A 26,387-nucleotide genomic window follows, 5' to 3' on the forward strand; every position below is an offset into this window, starting at 1 on the left:
ATATGTTCGTTTTGTCGATAAATCTAAAAAAACCTTCTCAAAAGAAGGTTTTTATGAGGTCGTCTGTATTGGTATTGAACCCGATTTAAGCCAACGGAGATGAATCTGGAACGGCTTGCTCGGTTTGTTGAGATGACGTCCCCGCGACCTCTAAAGACACTTGGCTAGATTCCAGAATAGAAAGGATTTCCGGTGGCGGCTGTTTATCAGTAAACAGGGTATTAATTTGGGAGATATTACCGAGCTTGACCATTGCATTGCGACCAAATTTAGAGTGATCGACCGCGAGAAATACACTTCGGCTGTTTTCAATAATCGCCTGTTTGACACGAACTTCATGGTAGTCAAAGTCCAGTAAAGACCCATCAAAATCAATCCCACTAATCCCGAGAATACCGAAATCAAGCCGAAACTGCTGAATAAAGTCCAACGTTGCTTCCCCGATAATCCCACCATCGCGGTTACGCACTTCACCACCAGCCAGAATGACATTAAAGTCCGGCTTTGAAAGCAGAAGACTTGCCACGTTTAAGTTATTTGTCACGATGCGCAACTGTTGATGACTTCGGCTCAATGCGCGCGCAACCGCTTCTGGGGTTGTCCCGATATCAATAAACAGTGTGGCGTGATTCGGTATATGCTTCACCAATGCTTCGGCAATATGATCTTTTTCAGAATAGTTATGTGACTTGCGGGTCGTATAAGAATCATTTTCCGAGCTGATAGGTACCGTCGCGCCCCCATGATAACGACGGATTTTATTTTCATCAGCCAACTCATTCAAATCACGACGAATCGTTTGTGGGCTAACGTGAAAGCGTGCCACCAATTCATCGGTACTGATGTAACCATGTTTTTTGACCAGTTCTATTATTTTCTGATGTCTCGGAATTTGCTTCACATCCGGCTCCATGTCTCATTAACCCATCACTCACAGAGACAGCAACGCAACACACGACAACTGCTTTTGAGGATGACTTCATCTATTCGAAAAATTCACTCAAACTATTCACTTAAACTATTGTGCGGTAAATCGGGGAGAGAAAGAACCCTCTTCTATATAAAAAGTACCGTCCCATCACCGAAAAGCATCGCCTGATTCGTTTTCTTGTCATCTATCAGGTTTAGACTTTGCTGGCTCAAGTGAAAATGGCTTGACCACAATAAGCATCATATTGAATATACATAACGACCCAATCAATGAAAGGAAGCACAATATGCCGAAATACAAACGTCATTATGGTTTGACTCTTTCCATATCACTGTTACTTTGCAGCACAGCTAATGCCGATGATTTTTCTAAACTGGATCAAGCGCTGCCGGCATCTACCGATGCCTATTCAATCGCCCCAGTGTTTGACTTCGATACCGATGGCTGTCTGCCAAGTGCCGGCATCAGCCGTACCGGTCAACAAAATGGCGGGTTGAAACCCTCCGGCGGCTTAACCTCTGGCTGTCGGGATTCCAACTTTCTCAATTTATCCAATACTTATCATCGTTATGCCTGCAAAATCAATGGCTCAGATCAGTATTGCGCTCATTTCTACGCTCTCTATTTTCTTAAAGACCAAATTCTCAATGGTATCCAAAGCGGTCACCGTCATGATTGGGAAAATGTGGTGATCTGGACTAAAAATGGCACCGTGACACACGGAAGTTACAGCGCCCACGGTAATCTGACCACTCGATCGGTTTCTGAGTTAGATACCAATGGCAAACACATCAAATTCGTTTATCACAAAGATGGCCTCCTGACGCATGCATTCCGGTTCAGCAAAACCGGTGAAGTCGCTGAAAACCCGTACGGCTACTTTGTCACACCTGATATTGTCAGTTGGTATACCATGTATGGTGACCAAGTCAGTAACGACACTTTGAGAAACCAACTCAATCGTTATGACTACGGATCAGCCAATGTGCCCGTCAAGGACGGGAGTTTCCTGAGTAACTTGAATCGCGGCAAACCCGATAGTTATCCGCAATTTTCCGCTGCAGATGTTGTTCGTTCCCGTTAAATCAAACCTCGTTAGAACAATTCAGATGACATCGAGCCAACTGACGTAAAACCGATGCAACCCGGCAAACAATCACACCGGGTTGCATCCGCACTGTCAAATTCAACCAGTCGGTAGACTAGACCAATGCCTGCACTTGCTTGTCTCGGTGCACTTTTCTCTCACCGATAAAGGCATAAATCAGGCAGATTATCGCGGCGATACATGCGCCAACCAGGATGATAAATCCGCCATTCCAGCCAAAGTGATCAACGGTATACCCTAAAACGGCATTTGCAGCGACAGCTCCCCCCAAATAACCGAACAGTCCGGTCAGTCCGGCAGCGGTTCCCGCGGCTTTCTTGGGAGCCAGTTCCAGTGCATAAAGCCCAATTAACATGACGGGGCCATAAATGAGAAAGCCAATGGCAATCAGCGCCAACATATCGATACTCGGATACCCAGCAGGATTCAACCAATATACCAGTACTGCGAGCAACACCAATACCATAAACAAAATGCCGGCAGGAGCGCGACGGCCATGAAAAACTTTATCGGAAATCCATCCGCACAATAAGGTCCCCGGAATTCCGGCCCACTCATACAAAAAATAAGCCCACGATGATTTATCAACCGTAAAGTCTTTTGCTTCTTTCAGATAAACCGGAGCCCAGTCGAGTACGCCGTAACGGATCAGATAGACAAAAGCATTTGCCACCGCGATTGACCATAATAGTTTGTTATTAAAGATATATTTGAAGAAAATATCTTTCGCACTCATCTCTTTCTCATACGATTGATCATAATCCTCGGGATAATCATCTTTATACGCTTCAATGGGGGGTAAACCACACGACTGGGGTGTATCTCTGAGCGTCACCCAGATCAGAATCGCCACCAATATCGCGAAAAGTGCCGGGACATAAAATGCCGTATGCCAGTCGTCATTAAATAGCCATAATCCCAGCAGAAAGATCGGGCCAATCAGTCCGCCACCGACATTATGTGCAACATTCCATACCGAAACGAGTTCACCACGCTCTTTGCGTGACCACCAGTGCACCATCGTTCTGCCACAGGCTGGCCACCCCATCCCCTGAAACCAGCCATTCAAAAACAACAAAATGAACATGGCGGTAATGCTACCGGTCGCCCACGGCATGAAACCGAAACACAACATGACGCAAGCTGAAAGCACTAAACCAGCACTGAGGAAATAGCGAGGATTTGAGCGATCAGAAACACTCCCCATGAGAAACTTAGACAAGCCATAGGCAATAGAAACCGCAGCCAGTGCAACCCCCAAATCACCGCGACTGAATCCTTGTTCAATCAGAAATGGCATGGCCAGACTAAAATTTTTTCGCACCAGATAATAACCCGCGTAACCCACGAAAATGCCGATAAAAAGTTGCCAGCGTAATCGTGTGTAAACCCCGTCAATTTGCTCACGGGGAAGTGGCTCAATATGAGCCTTTGGTTTGAAAACTCCAAACATGATGACCTCAGCGATGGTGATAATATCAATATCCTGATGAATCGTTCCTCACAACAGGACAATAAAGCACGAACAAAAATGTTCGTTCGAGCTCATCGTATTTTCATATGCTCAATATTACATTTTTGTGACACTCTCAGCACTGTCATTAATTTGCATATGAAAACAAGTCATTCATGTCGGTTGCCCCACATTCTACGCTACCGAAAGCACTGCGTGGGCGTTTAGAGAGGGGGTCAGACACAACCGGATTGATCATATGAAGTTGATAGCACGAGTTTAATCACACAAAGGGGAGCGGTTGACGCTCCCCTTTTTGACATTGCATGTTTTGCTGGGTCAATTAATTTTTGTAAACTTCAAATTCAGCAATGGCAGGCGTGCTGCTGGCTGAGTGGATCACAAAACTGATTTTATCCAGATTCGTATTTGGGAATGAGATAACACTGGGAATGGAACTTCCCGATGCCAGTGTGGCACCATCGTCATGATTCACCACAGACCAAGAAGTTACCGTGCCCTGAGTCCCGGACAGCTCAATGATTCGAACTGCATTAATGGTTTGATTGAGACGTTTGACACTAATTGTGCCGGTTGTGCCTCTTGGTGACCAGTAGGTGCTGCTATCTCCGTCTGTCACGTTACCATAGCTGGTTCCGTTACCTTTGGAACTACCGTCAGCACCTGCATTTAAGGCAAGGTTTGAACCTGAAGTTGAACCACCGCCGTTATCCTGACCGCCACCATTGCCCTGATCACCGCCATTATCGTTGCCATTGCCAGAATGATCATCTCCCGGTGTGACATGACAACGACCATCAGAAACAGCCAGGCCTTTATTCGCACCCGCGGTTGCCATCACAATCGCTGGAACACAGCTTGCCTGATCGGGTTGATATTGATAAGGAATATGAATAGAAGTCGTCGAAACGGGATTTGGCCCAGCCGGATGAACTTTATTGCCATCATTGGACCAACGCACATTATGCCAAATATTGCCACTTACATCCCAGAATCCCATATCATTGGTATAGAAAGTACCGAGCGGGTCTTTAGAATCTTTGACATAGTTATTTTCTGCTTTGATCTTCCCGCCGATTCTTGGGTTCATCCCTGAAGAAATTAAGCCATCATAATAATTATTATAAGAATGTGCTGTCGCATGGCGTAACAGTGGTGTCCGTGAATTAATGTTCTCATAGTAGTTATGGTGGAAAGTGACCGGCCCGTTGTTATCATCACTGTCACTTGAACCAACCAGACCACCTCGGCCAGAATTTTTCAGAATGCTATAAGAGACGGTGACGTATTTGGTGTCATTTTTCATATCAACCAACGCGTCATAGCCATCACTTTCACCACCACTCGCTTCTAATGTGACATGATCAACCCAGACGTTTGAGACATCTTTCTCCATACCGATAGCATCACCACCATTCGATGTCGGAAAACCAGATTTCTTCACATTTCTGACATGCACATTACGAATGATGATGTTGGATGAAGAACGGATGTGAATCCCAAGCTCATCAAATAGCGCTCCCTGACCGACCCCGATCAAGGTGACATTGCTGATGTTTTTCAGCTCAATTTTATCCGCAGCGGTGTTACAACTCGGGCCGGAAACCTTTGACGTATTGCTGTGGTTAATCGTGCCTTCGACCTGAATAATAATCGGTGTATCGCTAGAAGCACGGTTACATAACGCGGCATGAATTTGCGTACCCGTTGTGGCACGAACGATTTGTCCTCCGTCTCCGCCTGTTGTTCCGCCATTTTCAGTGTGGAAGCCATTCGCAAGTGAAGGTAACGCGACCCATGCCAGCGATGATATCACCGAAGCGACTATCGTATGCTTAAATTGTTTGTCGATCATCATGCTCTTCCTTATCTATATCTATGTCATTAAAAGTATTGATTATTCCCCGCCGATGATTCACGGCAGCAACAGACCTTATCGCAAATAAATTGATTACTTTTCAATTACTTTTATGCCTGAAGTTTGTTTTTTGGGTTAGTATCATGCTTTATGCAATCAGGTCTCTATCAATATCTTATTTTTGATAAGCTTCAGCCAAATCAAAACAACCAATATATATCAAAACAATATTCTCATTAAAATGAAACATTGTTTCTTTTTTGATCTACGTTGAAAAACAGACATATTTTAGTAGGAATTATTTTTTGTTGAATGAGTTCACAATACCCTATTTTTTCTCTGTTAGACTTAGGATAATCTCGATTGCTAATTACGCCTTTTTAAATGATTGGTAATCAAGATTTATATCAGAGTATTCATTTGATAAATCAGTCATTTCTATAATGTTTAGAAAATTACTGTATCTATATATTTACTCCAAAATAGAATCAGAATAACAGCACCAAGAATAGGTTCAACCTATTTACTGACCAATCAACAACGTCACTAGGAAATAATATGAAAAAAATCAGATATCTATATATTATAATGTGGACATTGACCTCCTGCATTGCAAGCTTCAGTGCACAGGCGACCTTCCGATTAATCACTTCTCAGGATTTTTATACCGTTGATACCAATGCTGGCGTGGTATTCAGCATACGCCGGGTCGATCACGGTGTCAGTACACAATCACCCGGTGATCTTGCTTCACTGAAGATTAACGGTGTCGAATATCAGAATCAACGGAGAGGATCCCAAATTAATTCGGGATTTGACTGGTTATATAACAATACATCGAATGTACAGGTTTATGCTCAAAATTATCAAAACCAGTATATAAAAATTACGGTGCAGGCTGGTAACCTTACCCATTATTATATGGCGAGAAATGGTTATCCATATATCTACATGGCAACCTATTTCTCAACCGAACCTAATATTCATGGTCATGTTCGATATATTTTAAGACTCCAACGTAATCGCCTCCCTTATGGCCCAGAACCCTCTGATATTTCCCAAACCGTATCCACTGTTGAATCCGGTGATATTTTTGCACTTTCCAACGGAGAAACCCGCTCTAAACATTACTCGAATATGCGCCTGAAAGATTGGAATGCGATTGGCGCAAGAGGGCCGAATGTCGGTGTCTGGATAGTCAGAGATAATCAAGAAGGCGGTTCTGGTGGTCCGTTCTATCGCAGCCTCCTGAATCAGGGCACAGCCACGGATCAAGAGATTACTTATATTGTCAATTATGCCGAAGCCCAGACAGAAGCATTCCGTACCGGTGTGCTCAACCATTACACGTTGGTCGTGAATAGTGGCCAACAACCACCTGTGGATGATGATATTAACCTCTCTTGGTTCTCACAAATGGGATTAAGAGGTTATGTTGCTGAATCAAACCGAGGTCGGGTTGCCGGCGTTGGCATTTCCGGACGAGACACCAACTACGAATACACGGTTGGTTTTGCTAACAATCGCGCACAGTATTGGACAGCGGCAAACCCGGCAAGTGGTTACTTCAGCCGAGACAACATGTTACCGGGCACCTATACGATGACCACTTACAAAAACGAGTTGGCCGTCAATACGCAAACCGTGACCGTTCGCCCCGGTCAAACGACTGTTCTGAATTCCTATCAAATCACCAATGATCCCAGCCGTGACAGAGCCATCTGGCGCATCGGTGACTGGGATGGCAGCCCACAAGAATTTCTCAATGGCGATAAGTTAACCATTATGCATCCTTCGGATGTGAGAATGGCAAATTGGAATCCATCAAACTTCATTGTCGGTAACACTCCTGCCAATGCCTTTCCTGCTTACATGTGGAAGGATATCAACAATGACCACATCATTTACTTCCGCCTGAACGATGCACAACGTGCGAAATCACACCGAGTCCGGATTGGAATTACTGTCGCCTACGCCGGAGGGCGTCCTAAAATCTCGGTGAATAATTGGACATCTGCCAACCCACCACCGCCATCTCAACCCAAGACTCGAACGCTAACGGTTGGAACATATCGGGGCAACAATCTTACCTATACATTTGATGTTCCCACTAGTGCCTGGGCCAGTGGGAGTAACTGGAATCGTTTGACTGTAACAGCAATCAGCGGCTCAGGTCTGAGTGGCTATCTGTCTGCCGGTTATAGTATCGATAGTATTGACTTACTTGATTAAGACAAAATATTGATTTGATAAATATTAAATCAATGAAACATTAACTATAAATATCGGTTTCTTTACCAAAAGGGGCCGATATTGAGCGCTAACCTGCATCCCCCACATCACGCCATAATTTACATTTTTTCCTAGCTTAGTCGCTGATTTATTTTATATTGATCATATTTCATAGAGATTTATTTACATTTTGTTTAGATTTTAAACACCATATAATTTGAACCACATCACAAAAATAAAAATTCAACATACATTTTCAACAGAAAAAAATCACATAAGTTTATAAAACTACCTTAAAGCCATAAAATCAGAATAAACAACTGCACATACATTAGATTAACAAATTTATATCAATATGTTATTCAAAAATACAACATAAATATTTTTGTTATCACGACGTCATTACCTTGTAAAAATTCTTATATATCTCACACGATAATAATTTAATTATTTGTTTTTAAACAAAAAAATAAGAATAAGAAATCATATACTATCCCACTTGACACATATCATTACCTCTTGCAATCTGATTCCCGCAATTATTGACTGATATCACTAATCATAGATACACATAATAAGTAGAAATACAGGGAGCCAGGAAAGGGCTTCTAGTTTTTAAATAAAAAAGGTAACGGACTATTATGAAAAAAACGCTTATAGCGCTCGCAGTGCTTTCAGCTGCAAATGTGGTTAATGCTGCTGAAATTCTCAAAACAGACTCCGCATCGGTAGACTTTTACGGCCAACTCCGCGAAGAATTGAAACAACGGGGTTCGGACATAAAGAAAGGCGATGATACAAGTACCACACTCTCTTCAGGCTCATCCCGGGCCGGAGTCAATTCTATCTACACCATCAATGATGATCTTGACGTGCTGGCAACCGTTGAATTTGGCATCGGTCAAAGCAACAGTGGTGACAGCCGTAAACATTATATCGGTTTTGCTTCCAAGGAATGGGGCACAGTAACCGTCGGTAAACAGAGTATTCTGACTGATGATGTCTGGGGGGCTGAAAACGACTGGATTGGCTTAGGTTATAGTGTACTTCCTGAGGCAGGTGTCTATGACATGGCCTGGCTTCAGGATGCAATGATCAAGTATACACTTGAAGGTTCAGCAGGTTGGTTTAAAGCAGCTTATTCATACAACAACGGTAATGATGACCCAACGACAGCGGAAATGTTTGCCGGAACCACATTCGGTAATATCGAGCTATACGGTGGTGTCGGTTATCAGGAAGATAAAACCACATCCACAAAAAATGAAGATATTACAATCACCTCTGGTGGCGCAAGCCACACGGTTGAGGAAAAAATCACCACCGTCCATAACACAGAGCTGAAACATGGCATGCTGACCGTCAATTATGTCGGTGATGGCTGGAATTTGGGAACCACTTACTGGCATGCAGAAGTGGATGATAATACGAAAAACACCAAGCTCACTTCAGATTCCGTTGCACTGGCCGGGTCTTATAGCTTCACAGAAAAGCTATCACTATACGGTGGTTATGAATATATTAAGGATTTTCAACAAGAGAATAATGATTTCAACGGCGTATATTCCGGCTTACTGTATAAGTATGCCAGTTGGACTAAAGTCTATGCTGAAACCGGATTTAATGACTCTGATAAGCTAGGCAATGACAGCTATTGGGGCGTCGGTGTCCGTATCTACTGGTAATTCATAATACTCATGGTCACAGTCGTCTGCCTTCGGCTGTGACCTGATTGATTTACATCTTCTTTTTGTATAAACCTGCCTTTATCCCTACAATCGATATCGTCCGTTCATGACTTGTTTGACTCAAGGAATAAAAATGAAAATCGCATTGCCATTACTCTTCACGCTGTCACTGGGTATCGTTCCATGTACCGTCGCAGCCAAAACCATTTTACAGATTCCAGATAACATTGATGTATTTGCTATCAATGCGCAGCCGCCCGAGAAGGCAAGCGGCTTGTTCCCTTCAAATAAAGAAGAGTTAGATAACGGGATCAACCAAATCGTATTCAAATACTCCCCTGCGTTTGAAATTGGTAAAGATATTCAACATGCTTATAGTCAGGTGATTATTGCCAAATTTAAAGCGTCAGATACTCAGCTACATTTCAAACTGCCGTCTTATCGCAGCCTGACCCAAGCCCGGCAAAAAATCGACCATATGCAATGGGCACTCGTTGATGCACAGGGCAATAATGTGGTCATCGCAGAAGATACCTTACAGAAAAATGGTATTCAGGTTGGCCGTGATTATGTACAAGAAGTACAACATTACAACACTGGTGCAGGAATTGCCGCTATTCATGTCAGTGCAGTCTCTGACATTCAGGATACGGCCGCTCCATCGCCACAGCCGACGAAGTCCGCCAAACAAAATGTACCGGCGACTCAAATCGTGACCACCTCACAACCGCTGACATCGGCAAACTCCCCTAACCTCTCTCAGCTCAAACACTGGTATCAAAAATCGACCGACCAAGAACGAAAAGCGTTCCGTAAATGGATTATCGATCAGGAATGATATACTCAATTTCTTGTCATAACATCGCGCGTCAGAGCGCATCATCACAACCAAACAGATAAAATTTTAAAAAATACTTGACCCTGTACCCCGCTACAGGGTTTAAACTCGTTCTATGTTATCCGAATGAAGAGAGCATAGAGATGAGAACACTCAAACGGGGTGAGCTGGCAAAAGCGGTCGGTGTCTCTCCGGAAACGATTCGCTATTACGAACAACAAGGTCTGTTGCAGGCTAGCAGAGATGACAACGGATACCGACGTTTTGATCCCATCTGTATTGCTCGACTTAAATTCATTCAACGTGCCCAGCGTGTTGGTTTAAGCTTGAAAGAAATCAGTGAATTGTTGGCGCTGGAAATAGCCCGGGGCGAACACACCTGTGAGGAAGTCAAAGCGATCACGCAGGCAAAACAGCAAGAAATCCAGCAAAAAATCAATGAACTACAGCATATGTATAATGCACTAACGGTGCTCAATAATCGCTGTTGTGGCGGCTCTCATTCTGCGGAGCATTGCACCATTCTGACCGCATTAGCGGATACCGAATCATCACCAGAGGAGCTCTCTCATGAACACCATAGCACGCATTAGTCAGGCCTTTGTTGATTTATGGCTGGATGCGGCCTTCTGGCTTCTGTTAGGGCTGACGATCGCCGGACTGCTGCATACATTTGTCAAAAGTGACAAGTTGGGTCATCATTTAAAAGGGCACGGATTCTGGCCAGTCATTAAAGCTGCTATTTTAGGTATTCCCCTCCCCTTATGTTCATGTGGGGTGATTCCCGCAGCAGTCGGACTCCGTCGTGCCGGAGCTTCCAAAGGGGCGACCACTGCTTTTCTAATCTCAACACCGGAGACTGGTGTTGATTCAATCGCAATCTCTTACGCGTTACTTGGCCCGTTTATGACGATTATTCGCCCCATTGCGGCGGTCTGTTCATCGATTGCTGCCGCAATGTTGGTTTTATCAGGCGAAAAATCCACGTCCCAGCCGGAAACGCTTCCCGAACAACAACCAACCGCCTGCGGTTCTCAAGGCGCTGGTCACTGTTGCTGTCATAGCCAGCAAAAACGCGCTCCCGATTCTCAAACACACCCGGACTCCCTCTGGCGCAGAATCTGGCAAGGTCAGGTTTATGCGTTTACTGAATTGTTAGGCGATCTCTCCCTCTGGCTGTTAGTCGGCCTCATGGTTTCTGCCTGTGTCGTTGCTCTGGTCCCTTACGATGCATTGGCCGAAGTCAGCCGAGGAGGCTGGGCGATGGTCATCATGGCTTTGATTGGTGTGCCCATGTACATCTGCGCTTCCGCCTCTACTCCCTTAGCTGCGGGTCTGTTAATGGCTGGTGTTTCACCCGGTGCGGTGTTGGTCTTTTTGCTGGCGGGCCCGGCAACGAACGTGGCGACATTAGGCATTGTACGTCGTGAAATGGGCTGGCACGCCCTAGGAAGTTACTTGCTTGGGGTGATTGGGGTTGCCATCGGATTCGGCTATCTGACGAATACATTAGTCGATCTCTGGCATATCGATATCCAAGGTGAATTAGGGAGTAGTAATAGTCTCATGCCGTTTTGGTTAGCCGGACTATCAGCTCTGTTCCTGATGCTATTGGTTGGCAACGACCTCCTGACGCGAATCTACCAAGGCCTATTCAAAAAAACACCGATCCATAGCCACAGTCACCACTAAAGACATGCATGATTCATTGTGCCGCTGGGTCTGAATCACCCAGCGGTTTTCGATCTAAGTACGCAAATGTGATCATGACATGGCGTATTTTCAACGGTTTTTTCCTTACAGACATTCAATAATGATGATATGACCATCGTATTGGGCGATTTGGCAAAGGAGTTTGCATCTTGACTTTTACCCGCTCTCAACTTCAGCTCATGATTGTGGCTGGCCTTTGGATCTCAAACGGTCCCGCGACGGTTCTGAACGTACTGTTGACGACAAGTGTGAAGAAACATGACTGGGTAATTAATATGGTGATGTTATCGGAATGAACGAGCCCCATACAAACGATGGGGCACGATAGGGTTAAACGATAGGACGTTGTCCCCGACTTATTAATTTGAGTAAAACACGGTCAGCGGCTTCGCCAGCCATTCCCGGTATTTTTTCGGTCAATTTTTTCTTTTGCACATAATGGACAGATAGTACCTTTTTCTGCTGACAAGCTTCCGTCACCAAATCATCCGATGTGCGAATATCATCAATCAATCCTAAATCTTTCGCTTGCGTACCAAACCAGTGCTCACCTGTTGAAACTTTATCGACATCAAGTGATGCACGGTGCTCGCGGATAAAATGCTTAAACAGCACATGCGTTTCTTCCAGTTCCTGTTTGAATTTATCGCGCGCCTTGTCGGTATTCTCACCAAACATCGTTAAGGTGCGTTTAAATTCACCGGCAGTCAGTTGCTCAAATTCAATATTATTCTTTTTCAATAGTTTATTAAAATTCGGTAACTGAGCGATAACACCAATTGATCCCACAATCGCGAAAGGCGCGGCAACCAGTTTGTCCGCAATACAGGCCATCATGTATCCGCCACTCGCTGCCACTTTATCGACAGCAATGGTGAGGGGTAATCCAGCCGATTTCAGACGATCAAGCTGTGAAGCGGCCAGTCCATATCCATGAACCATGCCACCACCGGATTCAAGTCGTAGCAAAACTTCATCACCGGATTGCGCCACCGCCAGAATGGCTGAGACTTCTTCACGAAGCGAGGTCACTTCTTTTGCATCAATACTACCGTGGAAATCAAGCACAAACAGGTGCGGTTCTCGATGAGCTTCAAGCCCCCCTTCTTTTGCTGCTTTTTTGATCTCTTTCTCAGCAGATTTATGCGCGGCTTTCTCTTTTTTCTTCTCTGCCTTATCACGCGCTTTCAGATAAGCCTCATCATGCAGGTAAGATTCTAAATGATGTGTTGTCTGTTTATATTTTTCTGTCAGATCGATAACTTCCAACTCACCTTTAGCACCGTGGCTCTTCGCATTGACTGATTTGACAATCACAAGTATGACGACAAGCGCGACAACTAGCGTCGCAATCTTGGCCAGAAACAGGCCGTAATCCAATAAAAAATCCAATGTTCTCATCCTCTCCTTTACGAATTGGTGTATTGTAACCATCTTAAACAACAAAGCATAACAAAAGGAGGCTAGATGAATTATTCTGTTTCACCAAACACACTAAAAAACCGTGTAATTTTGGTTACTGGTGCCGGAGACGGCATTGGCAAACAGGCTGCAATCAGTTTTGCTCAACATGGCGCAACGGTTGTTTTACTTGGCCGTACGGTAAAAAAACTGGAACAGACCTATGATGAGATTGTTGCGCTCGAGCTACCGGAGCCAACAATCGTGTCTATAGATTTACAAGAGGCAACACAGCAGGACTATGATGAATTGATGCAAACGATTGAGCACCAATTCGGTCGTCTGGACGGGGTTTTGCATAACGCGGGATTGCTGGGAGATCGTTGCCCGATTGAACAAATCGAACTGGCGACTTATGACGCAGTCATGCAAGTGAATGTCCGAGCTCAGCTCATGATGACTCAGGCGCTATTACCGCTATTACGTCAATCTGATGATGCGAGACTTGTCTTTACGAGTTCAACGGTCGGACATCAAGGGCGCGCTCATTGGGGCACCTATTCAATCTCAAAATTTGCCACGGAAGGTATGATGCAGATTCTGGCGGATGAACTCCGTGAGACCAATATTCGTGTCAATGCAATCAATCCGGGCGGTACACGCACCGGCATGCGTGCGCAAGCATTTCCATCTGAAAATCCGGATACCTTGAAAACACCACAAGATATTATGCCGCTGTATCTTTATCTGATGGCGCCCGAAGGCCGGGAAGTTCATGGCGAATGCCTCGCCGCGCAGTCGAAAGACTAACGGCTCATTCAGGTGTGCCATTGTGTTTTAACATCGGCACAAATTCGAGATGTTCAATACGAAACCGGGTTATCTCATCGATAACCCGGTACATTAAAAACGCTTAACCGACAACTCAGGATAAAATTTCACGTAATCGGTCTTGTGCAACCTGAACTAACATGTCCGGCTGAAACTTTGATATAAAGCGGTCACATCCAACTTTTTTCACCATTGCTTCGTTAAAACTACCGCTTAATGATGTGTTTAAGGTGATATGCAGATCTTTCATCCGCTCATCGTTACGAATTTCATAGGTGAGTTTGTAACCATCCATTTCCGGCATCTCAGCATCCGTGATCATGAACAGAATCTCTTGGCTGACATTCTTGCCGTCATCGCACCATTTTCGTAACAAGTTATATGCTTCTAATCCATCCCGACATTCGATGATATCTAACCCCAGCTGAGACAAAGTACCTTTGATTTGATTTCTGGCTGTTGCCGAGTCATCGACAATCAACACCTTACGTCCCACCATTTCTGGCATTAGGTTCTCATCCAGAACTTCGGCAGAAATCGACACATCATAATGTACGATTTCGGCCAGTACCTTCTCGACATCGATAATTTCAACGATGTGCGCTTGGTCCTGTTCTTTCACCTGTGTGATTGCCGTCAGGTAATTTGCTCTTCCCGCAGTCCGTGGCGGAGGCTGAATCTCTGTCCAAGCGGTATTGATGATATTGCGAACTTGTCCGACTAAAAAGCCCTGAACTGACCGATTATATTCCGTAATAATCAAGTTCTGTTCTTCTGATTCTATTTGAGAGGCAGGAAAGCCAATCGCCCTTCTCAAGTCGATAACAGGAACAGGTTCTCCGCGCAAAGAAGCGACACCCGTAATATGTGGATGTGCTCCGGGCATTTTAGTCAAAACCGGGACTTTGATCACTTCTTTGACTTTAAACACATTAATCGCAAAAATCTGTCGACTGTTCAATCTAAAAAGGAGCAGTTCAAGGCGATTTTCTCCGACGAGATTCGTGCGCTGGTCAACCGTATTTAAAACACCTGACATACGAGATTCCACCAATTAAAAACTGTTAATAGTATATACCTAAACGTTTTCGGGTGCTGTGTAATACACTTCAGTACCCAGTACTTTGTATTTATCGACACGAAACATCTGACTTTCCGTATCTGCAAACCATTGCTAATTCACAGAGTGACTTGACAGGCCGAGAAAGTCATCAAAATGCCTGATTATAACTGTGAAACATATTAAGCGATAAAGCTAGGAGAATACATCAGAAAATAGACAACGGTGGGGAAACTTGCAGTGATCTTACCTCTGACCTGTCACTTCACTTAACGATCAACAATGGTCATCAATAATGAACCATCGTATAAAGCTTGCTTGATAAGCGCAGCACCGGGCATCGTTGACTGTTTATAAAACCGGGATTCCATTATTTTGACCTGTTTCCGGTAAGCGGGGTTACATTGACTTTCGATATATTTGAGCATCGGAGGATAGACAATCGCTTTGGCCTGATTAATGACGCCACCGATAAGCACTTTCTCCGGATTAAACATATTGATGACGATCGCAATGGCCTGACCGAGGTGTCTGCCCAGTCGATCCATAATATCACACGATAATGGGTCCCCTTGAGCGGCTGCGATACAGATATCCTCAATTGAGATTTCCGTCAGACGACTCAACGACGATTGTTCGCCATTCGCAATTCGTAACATCGCTTGATCGCGTAAAGCCTTCGAACTCGTCACCGTTTCCAGACAACCACGATTCCCACAATGGCAAGGTAAACCTTGCGGATCAATCTGGATATGTCCCAAATCACCGATGTTGCCATGTTTGCCCTGTAATACGCGTCCATTCACAATCACACCTGCATTCAACCCATTGTGAATGGAAATTAATACCGAGTTGTCGTCACCCTGAGAGTGGCCAAACAGCTTTTCGGCCAGTGCCCATGCCCGGGTATCATTAGCAATGAAGACCGGTAGCCCAGTCACCTGATAAATCTCAGCCCCCAGCGCAAGGTTATTCACATGATAATGGGGCATTTGCAGAACAACCCCATTCTCTGCATCGACCAATCCCGGGAGTGTCACTGCAATCGCGGTCACTCGCTCAAGTTGCTGGGTGTAGGTCAGAAAAAATTCTTCGATCTCATGAAACAATCGGGCCAGTAAATCATCCTGATCCACTTCATGAATATCAATTTTGGTATCGATCAGCACATCACCACTTAATTCATGTAGTGCAATTGTCAGATAGCCCCGTCCCAGACGAATCGAGAGAAATTGCCATCCTTCATTTCTGGTTTGCAGGCCAACCGCAGGACGGCCACGGCTAATCGCTTCTTGAACAGTTGTTTCATGGATAAGATGAGCATCAATGAGCTCACGCGTGATCTTGGTGATACTTGCCGGAGCAAGTTCACTCTCTTTAGACAGATCAATACGTGAAATAGGGCCTTTTTGATCAATCAACTTATAAACACGACCAGCATTAATTTGCTTGATGTGGTCAATATGGCCGGGCTGAGCCGTATACATGATGTGCTCCAGAAATCAACAACCTGCTAATTTTTTTACTTTGCAAAGTAATTGTGAAGCGATTTGGTATGTGAGCGTGACAGGCATCACGTACGATCAATCAAGTTTGTGTTGAGAGTCAAATGTTCACTCATTCGAAGCATTCTGAATTCACGATGATTTTTACAAAAATGTTAAATTTTTATCCATTCTGCCAGCGCTTTGAACGTTCTCAAGTATACTTACATGGCTCACTTTATGATTCTCAGTCAGGAGCAAATCATGTCAAAAAAGATCCAACGAAGAACTAAAATCGTAACAACTCTCGGCCCTTCAACTGATCGGGATAATAACCTTGAAGCCCTGATCGATGCAGGCGCCAATGTTGTTCGCCTGAATTTTTCACACGGAACAGCAGACGATCATCGCCTTCGAGCAAGAAAAGTCCGTGAGATTGCCGCCAGACTTGGGCATCACGTGGCGATACTGGGGGACCTCCAAGGGCCAAAAATTCGTGTATCTACTTTTACTCAAGGTAAGATCATACTGAATGTCGGTGATCGATTTACACTGGATGCGGATATGCCCCCTGGCGCGGGTCATCAAGACGCTGTCGGAATTGATTACAAAAACCTCCCCAATGATGTTCAACGCAACGATATTCTATTGCTGGATGACGGACGGGTTCAGCTACAAGTCATCATGGTTGAAGGGCAAAAAATTCATACGACCGTGACAGTCGGCGGGCCACTCTCCAACAATAAAGGCATTAACCGTCAGGGCGGTGGTCTTTCCGCTCAGGCGCTCACCGAAAAAGACAAACAAGATATTCTGCTGGCAGCCGAGCTTGATGTGGAGTATCTGGCCGTTTCGTTTCCCAGAAATGGTCAAGATATACAGTATGCACGAAGTCTGGCTCGGGATGCCGGGTTAGAAGCCAAGATTGTCGCCAAAGTGGAGCGTGCAGAAACAGTCTCAAACCAAGCCAATATTGACGATATCATCATGGCATCAGACGTGATTATGGTCGCCCGAGGGGACTTAGGCGTTGAAATTGGTGATCCGGCATTAGTCGGAGTGCAGAAGAAACTGATCTACCGAGCAAAAGCGCTGAATCGCGTTGTAATTACTGCCACCCAAATGATGGAGTCGATGATTGAGAACCCGATGCCAACCCGGGCAGAAGTAATGGATGTCGCCAATGCAGTCATCGATGGCACCGATGCGGTGATGTTATCCGGAGAAACGGCAGCAGGGAAATACCCTGTCGAGACGGTAAAAGCGATGGCCGAGGTCTGTATTGGTGCAGAAAGTGTGATGGAAGTGAAAACTCAGAGCTATCGCCTAGAAAGCACATTTGTCACAGCAGAAGAAACAGTCGCCATGTCGACGATTTATGCTGCCAACCATATGGACGGAATCCAAGCGATTGTGACCATGACCGAGTCAGGTCGAACAGCATTGATGACTTCGCGCCTGAATTCTGAACTTCCCATCTTTGCCCTGTCGAAGAATGAAAAAGCGTTAAACCGTTGTGCGCTGTATCGTGGAGTAATTCCTTGGTATTTCGATAGTCACCAAGAATCAGCTTATGAAATCGCACTCGAAGCCCTTTCGGTTCTCAAAGAGAAAAAGCAACTGGCATTCGGTGATATTGTGATTATCACTCAGGGGGATGTGATGGGCGTCGAAGGAACAACAAACTGTATGCGAGTTCTGCCTGTCTTTTAGTTTGATATTTTAGTTGAGATCCTTGAGCGTAAGATAAATGCCCGTTGGGCTGCTATGATTCCAGCAGCCCTGATTTTGACGCTTTCAGTGATTGACCGCTCAACGCTCTGGCATTCTCCCAACTACGGATAAAGTTATAACCCGCTTGTAATCCTTGCTCATAATCCCATAACAAATCGCTTTTCCTACTCAGCAACGTGTTGGAACGAAGTGGCTGTTCCGGGGCAATCTGAATCACGAACACATCATCTGGCGGACGTTTTAAAAACTCAAGGGTTAAAGCATATGTCTGGTAATGAACCATCAACATATCCGTCAGACGTGTATCCATAGAACCACCGATTAAATGACTCATTCGATACAGTTGTTCCGAACCAAATAACCAGCGTCCACCATTCAACATTTCTTCCTGAGGAACCAGCGACATTTTCTGACGCAAATAATTACGCCAGTCTTGACGCCACTGTGTGACTTTTTGCTGCCATTGATTTTGCAGGTAGCTAAACGATTGGTGCAACCATGCCTCACTCGGTTTCGGGGGTAACTCCGCAGACTGTAATCCTGCTTTGTTATTGGTGACAGATTCAGTCCGAATCACAGCGATAAAACGGGCTCCCTGCCGCCATGCTTCCTGAACGGGAATCGATGCTGAAATTCCTCCGTCAACGTAGGATTCACCATTGATATTGATGGGATGATGGCATAGTGTCGGGATGGCACAGGAAGCCAACAGTACCTCTTTCCAGTTCGGCTGAACCATGGGTAAGTAATGATCGATTAACGTCTCTGAACTGGTGACTGCCGCATATGCCTTTCTTTCTCCTAAGACCTGACGCCCCATATCCAAATCGAGCCGATACGGATACTCAACGATACGCTCAAGTGCCCATGACAAATCGACGTACTGCTTTTTCCTGATGTAAGCAAACAGATTAAAAAATGAAGAGTCTGTGGTTAAGTCGGTAATAAACGCTTTACCAAGCCCATGCTGACGACAAAGAAATGCACAAAGGTTTAACGCGCCGGCAGACGTGCCGTAATAGACATCAAACGGATCAAAATTAGACAGATTAAATGCATCCAGAACACCGGCAGTAAAAATGCCCCGCTGACCGCCACCTTGAGCAACCAAAGCATTTTTCCCACCAATGAACCGAGACAGACGGTCACAATCATCAATGACCTGTTGTTCAGAAATTACACCAACGTTTTTTCCCATAGGCGGCTGTTGTAATTTAGTTAGCAATAGCAATCAAACCAGAACCAATCAATACCGCAAAGATAATGCTTGTAATGACGACAGCATATTTCAGATCTACGTCCATACACACCTCCAGTATTTCGGGTCATCAGACCCTATTCATAAAAAGAAGAGATATCATGCTAGTTATGACACTAGCATCTATATCTATCCAATAAGAAGGTCATTACTGTCAATTCTTTAATCATACTTATGAAAAGGATATCACAAATATAACTCGAATAAATGTATCCCCTTGACACCAAGCAATCTCATAATCTGACTTGGACATGGTTACATGACAATCAACACGACTAAGAATTAGCGACTTCAACGAGTAATACACTAGTTCTTGAATAGAAAGCAGACAGAGCGACAATGATATTAATAAGGATTAAAAAACCATATAAATCACTAAAAACAGGCGAATTTATCAATTGAATACAAAAATAACAACACCATCATCTGAATATAATAAAAACAACAAAATATATTCCTGAAACAGAAAATATCCATTATGTTTACAATCTATTGCCTTTCTATTTATAAATCTGTAATCTCGATAGCGTTGTACAGGTGAACATCTCACATGTCGCACACACACATCACAATACACAGAATAATATTCTGAGATATCACTTAGAAATAAAAATATAATTCTAAATATTAGCGATTATAAGTAACAAAGATAAGTTAAGGGAATCATTCGCCCTTCCTATATTGTAACTAACTATAATCTAATAATTAACGATCGATGAGAATTCATCACTCAGAAAAGCATTACCAAAGGAGTATCAAATGAAGCGAGAACAATGGGGATCTCGTGCTGGTTTTATCTTAGCTGCGGTCGGATCCGCTATTGGTTTAGGTAATATCTGGCGCTTTCCGTATATGGCTTATGAAAATGGAGGTGGCGCATTTTTTATCCCTTACCTTTTCGCCATGCTCACAGCCGGCATCCCCTTCATGATTCTAGAATTCAGCATGGGGCAGAAACACCGCGGTTCCGCACCAAAGACAATTTCCCAGATTCATTCAAAATTTGAGTGGCTCGGTTGGTTCCAGGTCGGAGTCGCTGCCGTCATCGGTGTTTATTATGTTGCCGTCATCGGTTGGGCTATCTCCTATTTTGGCCTTTCGTTCACCCAAGGTTGGGGAACAGAAACCAATACTTTCTTCTTCAGCAATTATCTAGGACTTGGTGAAAATACGCCAACAAACCTAGGTGGTATCCGCTGGAACATTGCATTGACCGTTGCACTTGCTTGGGGGATTACCTACATAGCGATTATTAACGGTGTGAAATCAGGGATTGAGCGCGCATCTAAAATTATGATGCCGATTCTATTCATTATGGTACTGGTCTTGATCGGGCGTATGTCCATGCTTCCCGGAGCATTAGATGGTATCAATTACATGTTCAAACCAGACTTCAGTAAGATATGGGATGTTAAAGTTTGGGCAGCCGCATACGGTCAAATATTCTTTACCCTGAGTATTGGCTTTGCAATCATGCTGGCTTACTCAAGTTACTTACCGGAAAAATCAGATATCACAAACAATGCATTTATGACGGTATTGATTAACTGCGGTTTTTCGATTCTTGCAGGTATCATGATTTTTTCAGTGTTAGGCTATATGGCCCAAGAACAAGGGAAAGAGCTCACGGATGTCGTTTCATCTGGGGTCGGACTTGCGTTCGTCACCCTCCCTGCCGCAATCAATTTATTACCAGCACCCTATATTTTCGGCCCATTACTGTTCTTTGCACTTGTTGTTGCCGGTTTAAGCTCTCATATATCGATTATGGAAGCCGTTACATCAGCAATCATTGATAAAACCAAATGGCGTCGTAACAAGGCTGCAAGTATTGTCATCGGGACAGGCTTTGTTGTGTCAATGGCTTTCGTTACTAATGGCGGTATCTTACTGCTCGATCTGGTCGATCACTTTGCAAACAATATCGGTATCATGACTGGCTGCTTTGTCGAAATTGTGATGATGACATGGTTATTCAAAGTGTCTGATATCCGTAAGTATGCGAATTCCAAATCTGACTTTTCTATTGGTGTCTGGTTTGATATTTGTCTGCGCTTTATCACACCGGTCATATTGGCGACGATTCTGGCCACGAAACTTCACACATTATTGACGGAAGGTTATGGCGGCTACGACCTCACTATCGGTTGGGTTCTGATGCTTGCTCTGCTCGTTATCGGTATTTTAATTAACCTGAAAAGTCGTCCTCAGGAGGGATAACATGGATATCAGTGCAATCATTATGATGGTTATTGGTCTCGGTATTACATGGGGCGGTGCATTCATCTGTATGAAGAAAGCAATGCGTCAATCTGACTAAATTTCAATAACTAAGTTTCAATAACAACGCACAAATGATTAAGGCCGATAGACGAATATCTATCGGCCTTTTTGATGATTCACGCTGAGAACACAGTGGCACTCACCCAGCAGATTTCGATGCTCTAGAATTGATAACTTACACCGGCTGCGGCACCAAGCTGAAGCTCGACATCATCATGTAAATCAAGCTCTGGATGAACCTGTCCATAAACATGAATGCGATTTTTATATGTCCAGTCCACTCCGAGAGGTAGCCTGACACCAAAATCGTTATCGTCATCCCCCCACTCAGTCCATCCACCAGCACCTACATACCAGTCAACAGGAATATTTGGCTGTTCAAATTGTCCTTTTTTAAACAAATAATCAGCACTCATACCATCATTGCCAGCGGAGATACGATATTGATCATTCAGCTCCAATACGGCACTTAATCCCTGATCGACACCAATCCCGACTGCGACTTGGGGAGATGATGTTACTGATGATGCAGCATAAGCAAATGATGACAACGTCAGGGCACCGATAGCAATAGTCATTATTCTCATCGCACGACTCTCTTATAAATATGTATAAACAAGAGTCACTTTACTCACTGAAGAGTCATTAGTGTCATGAATGAGTCAATGCAAAACAAAGATATTCAAAAAATTAGATTCACTGTTCGTGGGAATATGCCTAGTATTTGAGAGATGATATCACCGAGTATACGAGAATGTCGTAGGCTTTAGTCTTCAGATTCTGAATAGAAATCGGTTATCACACGCTTACAACTCGGTAATGTTAACCATTAAAAAAGGGAGCCGTAGCTCCCTTTAGTAACGAAATGAAATACATCAAACCATTAATTATGGCCGCGCATCCACTCGTCCATTTCAGTTTTCAATACATCAGAGCGAGTACCGAAGATAGCCTGAACACCGCCTTTCACAACGACAACACCAGCAGCACCCAGTGATTTCAGTTTATCTTGATCAACAGCATCAGTGTTATCAACTGAAACACGTAAACGAGTGATACATGCATCCAAGTTTGTGATATTCGCTTTGCCGCCAAATGCAGCAACAAGAGCAGACGCCATTTCCGAATCACCAGTCACCACGTCATCTACCATATCGTCTTCACGACCAGGTGTTTTGATATCCAGAGTGCGGATAACAACAGTGAATACAACATAGTAAATCACTGCATAAACAAGGCCTACGCCGACAAGCAGAAGCATTTTCTGTGCATGTGCAGATTGTACGACAAAGTCAATGAAACCATTGGAGAATGTATGGCCGTGAACTATACCCAAATAGTTAGTGATGACATATGCCAGACCAGCCAGAAGCGCATGAATACCATACAGCAGTGGTGAAACGAACAGGAATGAGAACTCGATTGGTTCAGTAATACCTGTCAGGAATGAAGTCAATGCAGCTGACGCCATGATACCCATGATTTTTGCACGGTTTTCAGGTTTAGCACAACGCGCAATTGCAAAAGCAGCAGCAGGCAGACCAAACATTTTAAACAGATAACCACCAGCAAGCTGACCAAAACCATGACCTGCAGCACGAGAAGCATCATCAGCAGTCAAGAAGCAAGTCATAATACCGTGAACAACCTGACCCGCGTTGTTTGTACATGTACCTGCCTCATAGAAGAATGGTACGTTCCAAATGTGGTGCAAACCAAAAGGAATAAGAGAACGTTCAACTACGCCGTAAATACCGAATGCCAACACTGGGTTCTGTTGCGCTGCCCAGTCTGAGAATAGAGCAATTGCAGAACCAATCGGTGGCCAGATAATCGACAGCAGCACACCAAGGATAATCGATAAGAAACCGGTGATGATTGGCACAGCACGTTTACCAGCAAAGAAACCTAGATAGTCTGGTAATTGAATTTTGAAGAAACGGTTAAATGCCCATGCGGCAAGACCACCCGACAGGATACCGCCAAGAACCCCAGTATCGATGGATTCAACACCCATCACAGTCGCCATGACCTTCAATGTCGCAACCATGATACCGTAACCCACAATCGCGGAAAGTCCGGAAACCCCATCATTGTTTGTAAAACCTAATGAAACACCGACAGCAAATAACAACGCCATCTGTCCGAATACCGAACCACCTGCTTGTTCCATCAGATGAGAAATGACTTCTGGTAACCAGCTAAAATTAGCGGCACCAACACCAAGTAATATACCTGCAACCGGTAACACTGATACGGGTAGCATCAGTGATTTACCAACTTTTTGCAGTTCCGCAAAAAGGTTCTTAGACATATTTTATGCTCCTGAGTAAGTTATTAGAATTTAATTTAACGAGAACTTCATGGCCACCCCCGTCGCCATTCCCCAAGTTCTCGTGGAAAGTTAATCACATAGGCATTATATTTTCCGGCTCTAAATATATATTGACGTCTCTCAAACTTTCCAGAAAGTTAGCAACTTTAGTTTCAAAGTAATATATAGATCACAGTCTAGCATGTGCTATGAAATGGATTACATTGTATATAACTTATTAATAAATATGAAATATTTTACCAAGCGATCTAATTTTTCATCGAAAATAAATACCCCTCTCATGTTAATTATTGTTACAAATTAACTTTTTTCTGATTTGTGTCGATTAAATCAGCGAAACAACCAACTAAAAATCTATTTTTTTGAGTATCAAATTAATTTAATGCTCCATAATGGTGCATATTAATATTTTTAACAACAAACTTTATTTCTATAGAAAAAAAAGATCCAAGAAATTATTGGTTGTTTGATGCGCAACTTCACTGACAGGTATATCTTTTAACTGCGCGATACACTTCGCCACTTCAGTCACAAAAGCGGGTTGGTTCTCTTGCCCCCGATGTGGGACAGGCGCCAAATAAGGAGAATCCGTTTCAATCAGCAAACGATCTAAAGGAAGGTCTTTCACGACAGATTTCAATTCCATCGCCTGACGGAAGGTCACTATCCCTGAAATTGAAATATAAAAGCCAAGATCCATCGCAGCCTGAGCAAATGCCATATCTTCTGTAAAACAGTGAATCACCCCACGACATTGCTCCGCTTTTCCTTGACGCAATAATGCCAGCGTATCTTCTCTTGCGTTACGAGTATGAATAATCAGAGGCTTATTCAGCGCGACAGCAACTTCAATCTGCTGCATGAATCTCAGTTTCTGTAATTCAGCCGTCTCCGGACGATAATGATAGTCAAGACCCGTTTCGCCGATGGCAATGACTTTGGCATGATTGGCATATTCATAAAAAGTATCTAGCGCAAAATCACTTTCAACATCCAGAGGGTGAACACCACAGGAGGCATGAACCCAGTCGAATGGTTCGATCATTTTTAGCATTTGGGGAAAGGATGCTAGCGTCACACCCACAGATAGGATTTGTTCAACCTGAACATGACGCGCTTTATTTAAAACATCTTGGATATCCAGATGTAACTCATCGTAATTGAGTTTATCTAAATGGCAGTGGGAGTCGACAAACATGGAGCTCCTTTAAATTTTGATAACCAGTCAAAAACCAGTAGTTCTGAATTTAAACCACGGTGTACTTCCAAACGATGCCGTAGCGTGATCAATTCTCGGTATTGTTGGTAAAGCATACTATAAGAAAGGTATTGCGCAACTTCTTCACTCTTCGGTAGCACAATTTCATCTTGGGTCTGAAAATGAAATTTCTGCGCATCAGTCAGTAAATACCATAGCCAAGTCAAGCGTACCAACGGGGACATCTGAATCTCATCAACCAATGCATGTATAGATTGCAAAGGTGAATGCAGAAAGTGACAGAACAATTCGACCAACCGTAAATAATTTTTGTGCTCCTGTGACTGAATAAAATGAAGCGCTCGAATCGGTGCATAATCATTCAGTTTAACCATATACGGTGCAATATCTTGCCCTGTTTCTCTTGCGAGCCATTCTGCGACAACGGTATGAGCAGGCTCAGACACATGTAACTGACGGCACCGGCTTAAAATGGTTGGTAGTACACGATCAATACAATCCGTAACCAGTATAAAGCAACAGTGGCTTGGTGGCTCTTCCAGGGTCTTCAGTAAGGCATTTGCCGCAGATTCATTCATGAGGTGGGCAGGTTGAATTACAATCACTCGATAACCACCAAACTGAGAAGACTCCTGAGCAATCTGATTAATCTGCCGCACCATATCAACGGTAATTGATTTCCCCTCTTGTTCCGGCTTCACCCAGTGAAAGTCAGGATGACTTTGAGAATCCATCAATTGACAACCATGACAATAACCACATAGCTCTGACCCATGAACACATAAAAGTGAACGAGCAGCAGCTTCGATAAACGTCGCTTCTCCCATCCCCTCTTTGACGACCAACAGTGTCGCGGGTGAAACTGAGTTATGAGCAAGTGTCTGACACCATTGTTGCCAGATTTGTTGAAACCAAGGATATAGTGACATTTGTATGCGTC

General features: G+C 43.9%; 22 protein-coding genes. 10 read left to right on the top strand and 12 right to left on the bottom strand.

Annotation, left to right across the window (positions count from 1 at the left end; genetic code table 11):
• Positions 1-85: 85 nt before the first annotated feature.
• Complete coding sequence (locus MKS89_RS10065; protein WP_072957003.1) at positions 86-901, bottom strand: DeoR/GlpR family transcriptional regulator; 816 nt, start codon at positions 899-901, stop codon at positions 86-88.
• 316 nt (positions 902-1,217) lie between these two features.
• On the opposite strand from MKS89_RS10065, the gene MKS89_RS10070 reads away from it, so the two are divergent.
• Positions 1,218-2,015 carry an NPP1 family protein gene (locus MKS89_RS10070; RefSeq protein ID WP_072956951.1) on the top strand — a complete coding sequence of 266 codons (798 nt, stop codon included), beginning with the start codon at positions 1,218-1,220 and terminating at the stop codon, positions 2,013-2,015.
• A gap of 118 nt (positions 2,016-2,133) precedes the next feature.
• On the opposite strand, the gene glpT is transcribed toward MKS89_RS10070, so the two are convergent.
• Positions 2,134-3,492, bottom strand: coding sequence for a glycerol-3-phosphate transporter (gene glpT, locus MKS89_RS10075; protein ID WP_072956949.1), 1,359 nt, complete (start codon positions 3,490-3,492; stop codon positions 2,134-2,136).
• Positions 3,493-3,835: 343 nt separating this feature from the next.
• The gene (locus MKS89_RS10080; RefSeq protein WP_077316311.1) at positions 3,836-5,371 is read right to left on the bottom strand and encodes a pectate lyase family protein; all 1,536 of its coding nucleotides are present in this window, start codon (positions 5,369-5,371) and stop codon (positions 3,836-3,838) included.
• A gap of 558 nt (positions 5,372-5,929) precedes the next feature.
• Between MKS89_RS10080 and MKS89_RS10085 the strand changes: the two genes are divergently transcribed.
• The 5 genes from MKS89_RS10085 to MKS89_RS10105 all read left to right on the top strand — a co-directional run bounded on the left by MKS89_RS10085 (position 5,930) and on the right by MKS89_RS10105 (position 11,821).
• Complete coding sequence (locus tag MKS89_RS10085) at positions 5,930-7,603, top strand: rhamnogalacturonan lyase B N-terminal domain-containing protein (RefSeq protein WP_205409144.1); 1,674 nt, start codon at positions 5,930-5,932, stop codon at positions 7,601-7,603.
• A 641-nt stretch (positions 7,604-8,244) separates the two neighbouring features.
• A complete protein-coding gene (locus tag MKS89_RS10090; RefSeq protein ID WP_072956946.1) occupies positions 8,245-9,288 on the top strand; it encodes a porin in 1,044 nt (347 codons plus the stop codon).
• Positions 9,289-9,424: 136 nt separating this feature from the next.
• The gene (locus tag MKS89_RS10095) at positions 9,425-10,129 is read left to right on the top strand and encodes a DUF2057 family protein (protein WP_072956944.1); all 705 of its coding nucleotides are present in this window, start codon (positions 9,425-9,427) and stop codon (positions 10,127-10,129) included.
• 143 nt (positions 10,130-10,272) lie between these two features.
• Positions 10,273-10,722 (top strand): Zn(2+)-responsive transcriptional regulator, encoded by a 450-nt coding sequence (gene zntR / locus MKS89_RS10100; RefSeq protein WP_072956941.1) that lies wholly within the window; start codon positions 10,273-10,275, stop codon positions 10,720-10,722.
• The gene (locus MKS89_RS10105; RefSeq protein WP_072956938.1) at positions 10,700-11,821 is read left to right on the top strand and encodes an SO_0444 family Cu/Zn efflux transporter; all 1,122 of its coding nucleotides are present in this window, start codon (positions 10,700-10,702) and stop codon (positions 11,819-11,821) included. The genes zntR and MKS89_RS10105 overlap by 23 nt, the downstream gene beginning before the upstream one ends.
• A gap of 351 nt (positions 11,822-12,172) precedes the next feature.
• Here the strand turns inward: MKS89_RS10105 and sohB are convergent, their stop codons facing one another.
• On the bottom strand, positions 12,173-13,234 hold the full coding sequence (sohB, locus tag MKS89_RS10110) for a protease SohB (RefSeq protein ID WP_077316588.1): 1,062 nt from the start codon (positions 13,232-13,234) through the stop codon (positions 12,173-12,175).
• Positions 13,235-13,309: 75 nt separating this feature from the next.
• On the opposite strand from sohB, the gene MKS89_RS10115 reads away from it, so the two are divergent.
• Positions 13,310-14,053, top strand: coding sequence for a YciK family oxidoreductase (locus MKS89_RS10115; RefSeq protein WP_072956932.1), 744 nt, complete (start codon positions 13,310-13,312; stop codon positions 14,051-14,053).
• A gap of 115 nt (positions 14,054-14,168) precedes the next feature.
• Here the strand turns inward: MKS89_RS10115 and MKS89_RS10120 are convergent, their stop codons facing one another.
• Positions 14,169-15,113, bottom strand: coding sequence for a chemotaxis protein CheV (locus MKS89_RS10120; RefSeq protein ID WP_072956929.1), 945 nt, complete (start codon positions 15,111-15,113; stop codon positions 14,169-14,171).
• A gap of 290 nt (positions 15,114-15,403) precedes the next feature.
• Complete coding sequence (gene mlc, locus MKS89_RS10125) at positions 15,404-16,621, bottom strand: sugar metabolism global transcriptional regulator Mlc (protein WP_072956927.1); 1,218 nt, start codon at positions 16,619-16,621, stop codon at positions 15,404-15,406.
• Between the two features lie 261 nt (positions 16,622-16,882).
• Between mlc and pyk the strand changes: the two genes are divergently transcribed.
• The gene (gene pyk, locus MKS89_RS10130; protein WP_072956925.1) at positions 16,883-18,331 is read left to right on the top strand and encodes a pyruvate kinase; all 1,449 of its coding nucleotides are present in this window, start codon (positions 16,883-16,885) and stop codon (positions 18,329-18,331) included.
• A gap of 52 nt (positions 18,332-18,383) precedes the next feature.
• On the opposite strand, the gene MKS89_RS10135 is transcribed toward pyk, so the two are convergent.
• Together MKS89_RS10135 and cydH are read right to left on the bottom strand one after the other, a co-directional pair.
• The gene (locus MKS89_RS10135) at positions 18,384-19,550 is read right to left on the bottom strand and encodes a patatin-like phospholipase family protein (RefSeq protein WP_072956922.1); all 1,167 of its coding nucleotides are present in this window, start codon (positions 19,548-19,550) and stop codon (positions 18,384-18,386) included.
• A 16-nt stretch (positions 19,551-19,566) separates the two neighbouring features.
• Positions 19,567-19,656 carry a cytochrome bd-I oxidase subunit CydH gene (gene cydH / locus MKS89_RS10140; protein ID WP_106406933.1) on the bottom strand — a complete coding sequence of 30 codons (90 nt, stop codon included), beginning with the start codon at positions 19,654-19,656 and terminating at the stop codon, positions 19,567-19,569.
• A 713-nt stretch (positions 19,657-20,369) separates the two neighbouring features.
• On the opposite strand from cydH, the gene MKS89_RS10145 reads away from it, so the two are divergent.
• Positions 20,370-21,830, top strand: coding sequence for a sodium-dependent transporter (locus tag MKS89_RS10145; protein WP_072956920.1), 1,461 nt, complete (start codon positions 20,370-20,372; stop codon positions 21,828-21,830).
• 1 nt (position 21,831) lies between these two features.
• Positions 21,832-21,930, top strand: coding sequence for a MetS family NSS transporter small subunit (locus tag MKS89_RS10150; protein ID WP_021019547.1), 99 nt, complete (start codon positions 21,832-21,834; stop codon positions 21,928-21,930).
• A gap of 124 nt (positions 21,931-22,054) precedes the next feature.
• Here MKS89_RS10150 and MKS89_RS10155 read toward each other — a convergent pair whose 3' ends face one another.
• From MKS89_RS10155 to holB, 4 genes are all read right to left on the bottom strand, one after another.
• On the bottom strand, positions 22,055-22,480 hold the full coding sequence (locus MKS89_RS10155) for a hypothetical protein (RefSeq protein ID WP_072956918.1): 426 nt from the start codon (positions 22,478-22,480) through the stop codon (positions 22,055-22,057).
• Between the two features lie 296 nt (positions 22,481-22,776).
• Positions 22,777-24,207: a PTS glucose transporter subunit IIBC gene (gene ptsG / locus MKS89_RS10160; protein WP_072956915.1), complete on the bottom strand. Its 1,431-nt coding sequence runs from the start codon at positions 24,205-24,207 to the stop codon at positions 22,777-22,779.
• A gap of 451 nt (positions 24,208-24,658) precedes the next feature.
• Positions 24,659-25,426 (bottom strand): TatD family hydrolase, encoded by a 768-nt coding sequence (locus tag MKS89_RS10165; protein WP_072956912.1) that lies wholly within the window; start codon positions 25,424-25,426, stop codon positions 24,659-24,661.
• Positions 25,399-26,376 carry a DNA polymerase III subunit delta' gene (gene holB / locus MKS89_RS10170; RefSeq protein ID WP_072956910.1) on the bottom strand — a complete coding sequence of 326 codons (978 nt, stop codon included), beginning with the start codon at positions 26,374-26,376 and terminating at the stop codon, positions 25,399-25,401. The genes MKS89_RS10165 and holB overlap by 28 nt, the downstream gene beginning before the upstream one ends.
• Positions 26,377-26,387: the final 11 nt, after the last annotated feature.

This window comes from Vibrio gazogenes (genome assembly GCF_023920225.1).
In the GTDB taxonomy this organism is placed as follows: domain Bacteria; phylum Pseudomonadota; class Gammaproteobacteria; order Enterobacterales; family Vibrionaceae; genus Vibrio; species Vibrio gazogenes.

Excerpts from the sequence above, each read along its gene's own strand:
- MKS89_RS10070 (WP_072956951.1), top strand. The coding sequence starts at position 1,218 with ATGCCGAAATACAAACGTCATTATGGTTTGACTCTTTCCATATCACTG.
- glpT (WP_072956949.1), bottom strand. The coding sequence starts at position 3,492 with ATGTTTGGAGTTTTCAAACCAAAGGCTCATATTGAGCCACTTCCCCGT.
- MKS89_RS10080 (WP_077316311.1), bottom strand. The coding sequence starts at position 5,371 with ATGATGATCGACAAACAATTTAAGCATACGATAGTCGCTTCGGTGATA.
- MKS89_RS10085 (WP_205409144.1), top strand. The coding sequence starts at position 5,930 with ATGAAAAAAATCAGATATCTATATATTATAATGTGGACATTGACCTCC.
- MKS89_RS10090 (WP_072956946.1), top strand. The coding sequence starts at position 8,245 with ATGAAAAAAACGCTTATAGCGCTCGCAGTGCTTTCAGCTGCAAATGTG.
- MKS89_RS10095 (WP_072956944.1), top strand. The coding sequence starts at position 9,425 with ATGAAAATCGCATTGCCATTACTCTTCACGCTGTCACTGGGTATCGTT.
- zntR (WP_072956941.1), top strand. The coding sequence starts at position 10,273 with ATGAGAACACTCAAACGGGGTGAGCTGGCAAAAGCGGTCGGTGTCTCT.
- MKS89_RS10105 (WP_072956938.1), top strand. The coding sequence starts at position 10,700 with ATGAACACCATAGCACGCATTAGTCAGGCCTTTGTTGATTTATGGCTG.
- MKS89_RS10115 (WP_072956932.1), top strand. The coding sequence starts at position 13,310 with ATGAATTATTCTGTTTCACCAAACACACTAAAAAACCGTGTAATTTTG.
- MKS89_RS10120 (WP_072956929.1), bottom strand. The coding sequence starts at position 15,113 with ATGTCAGGTGTTTTAAATACGGTTGACCAGCGCACGAATCTCGTCGGA.
- mlc (WP_072956927.1), bottom strand. The coding sequence starts at position 16,621 with ATGTATACGGCTCAGCCCGGCCATATTGACCACATCAAGCAAATTAAT.
- pyk (WP_072956925.1), top strand. The coding sequence starts at position 16,883 with ATGTCAAAAAAGATCCAACGAAGAACTAAAATCGTAACAACTCTCGGC.
- MKS89_RS10135 (WP_072956922.1), bottom strand. The coding sequence starts at position 19,550 with ATGGGAAAAAACGTTGGTGTAATTTCTGAACAACAGGTCATTGATGAT.
- cydH (WP_106406933.1), bottom strand. The coding sequence starts at position 19,656 with ATGGACGTAGATCTGAAATATGCTGTCGTCATTACAAGCATTATCTTT.
- MKS89_RS10145 (WP_072956920.1), top strand. The coding sequence starts at position 20,370 with ATGAAGCGAGAACAATGGGGATCTCGTGCTGGTTTTATCTTAGCTGCG.
- MKS89_RS10150 (WP_021019547.1), top strand. The coding sequence starts at position 21,832 with ATGGATATCAGTGCAATCATTATGATGGTTATTGGTCTCGGTATTACA.
- MKS89_RS10155 (WP_072956918.1), bottom strand. The coding sequence starts at position 22,480 with ATGAGAATAATGACTATTGCTATCGGTGCCCTGACGTTGTCATCATTT.
- ptsG (WP_072956915.1), bottom strand. The coding sequence starts at position 24,207 with ATGTCTAAGAACCTTTTTGCGGAACTGCAAAAAGTTGGTAAATCACTG.
- MKS89_RS10165 (WP_072956912.1), bottom strand. The coding sequence starts at position 25,426 with ATGTTTGTCGACTCCCACTGCCATTTAGATAAACTCAATTACGATGAG.
- holB (WP_072956910.1), bottom strand. The coding sequence starts at position 26,376 with ATGTCACTATATCCTTGGTTTCAACAAATCTGGCAACAATGGTGTCAG.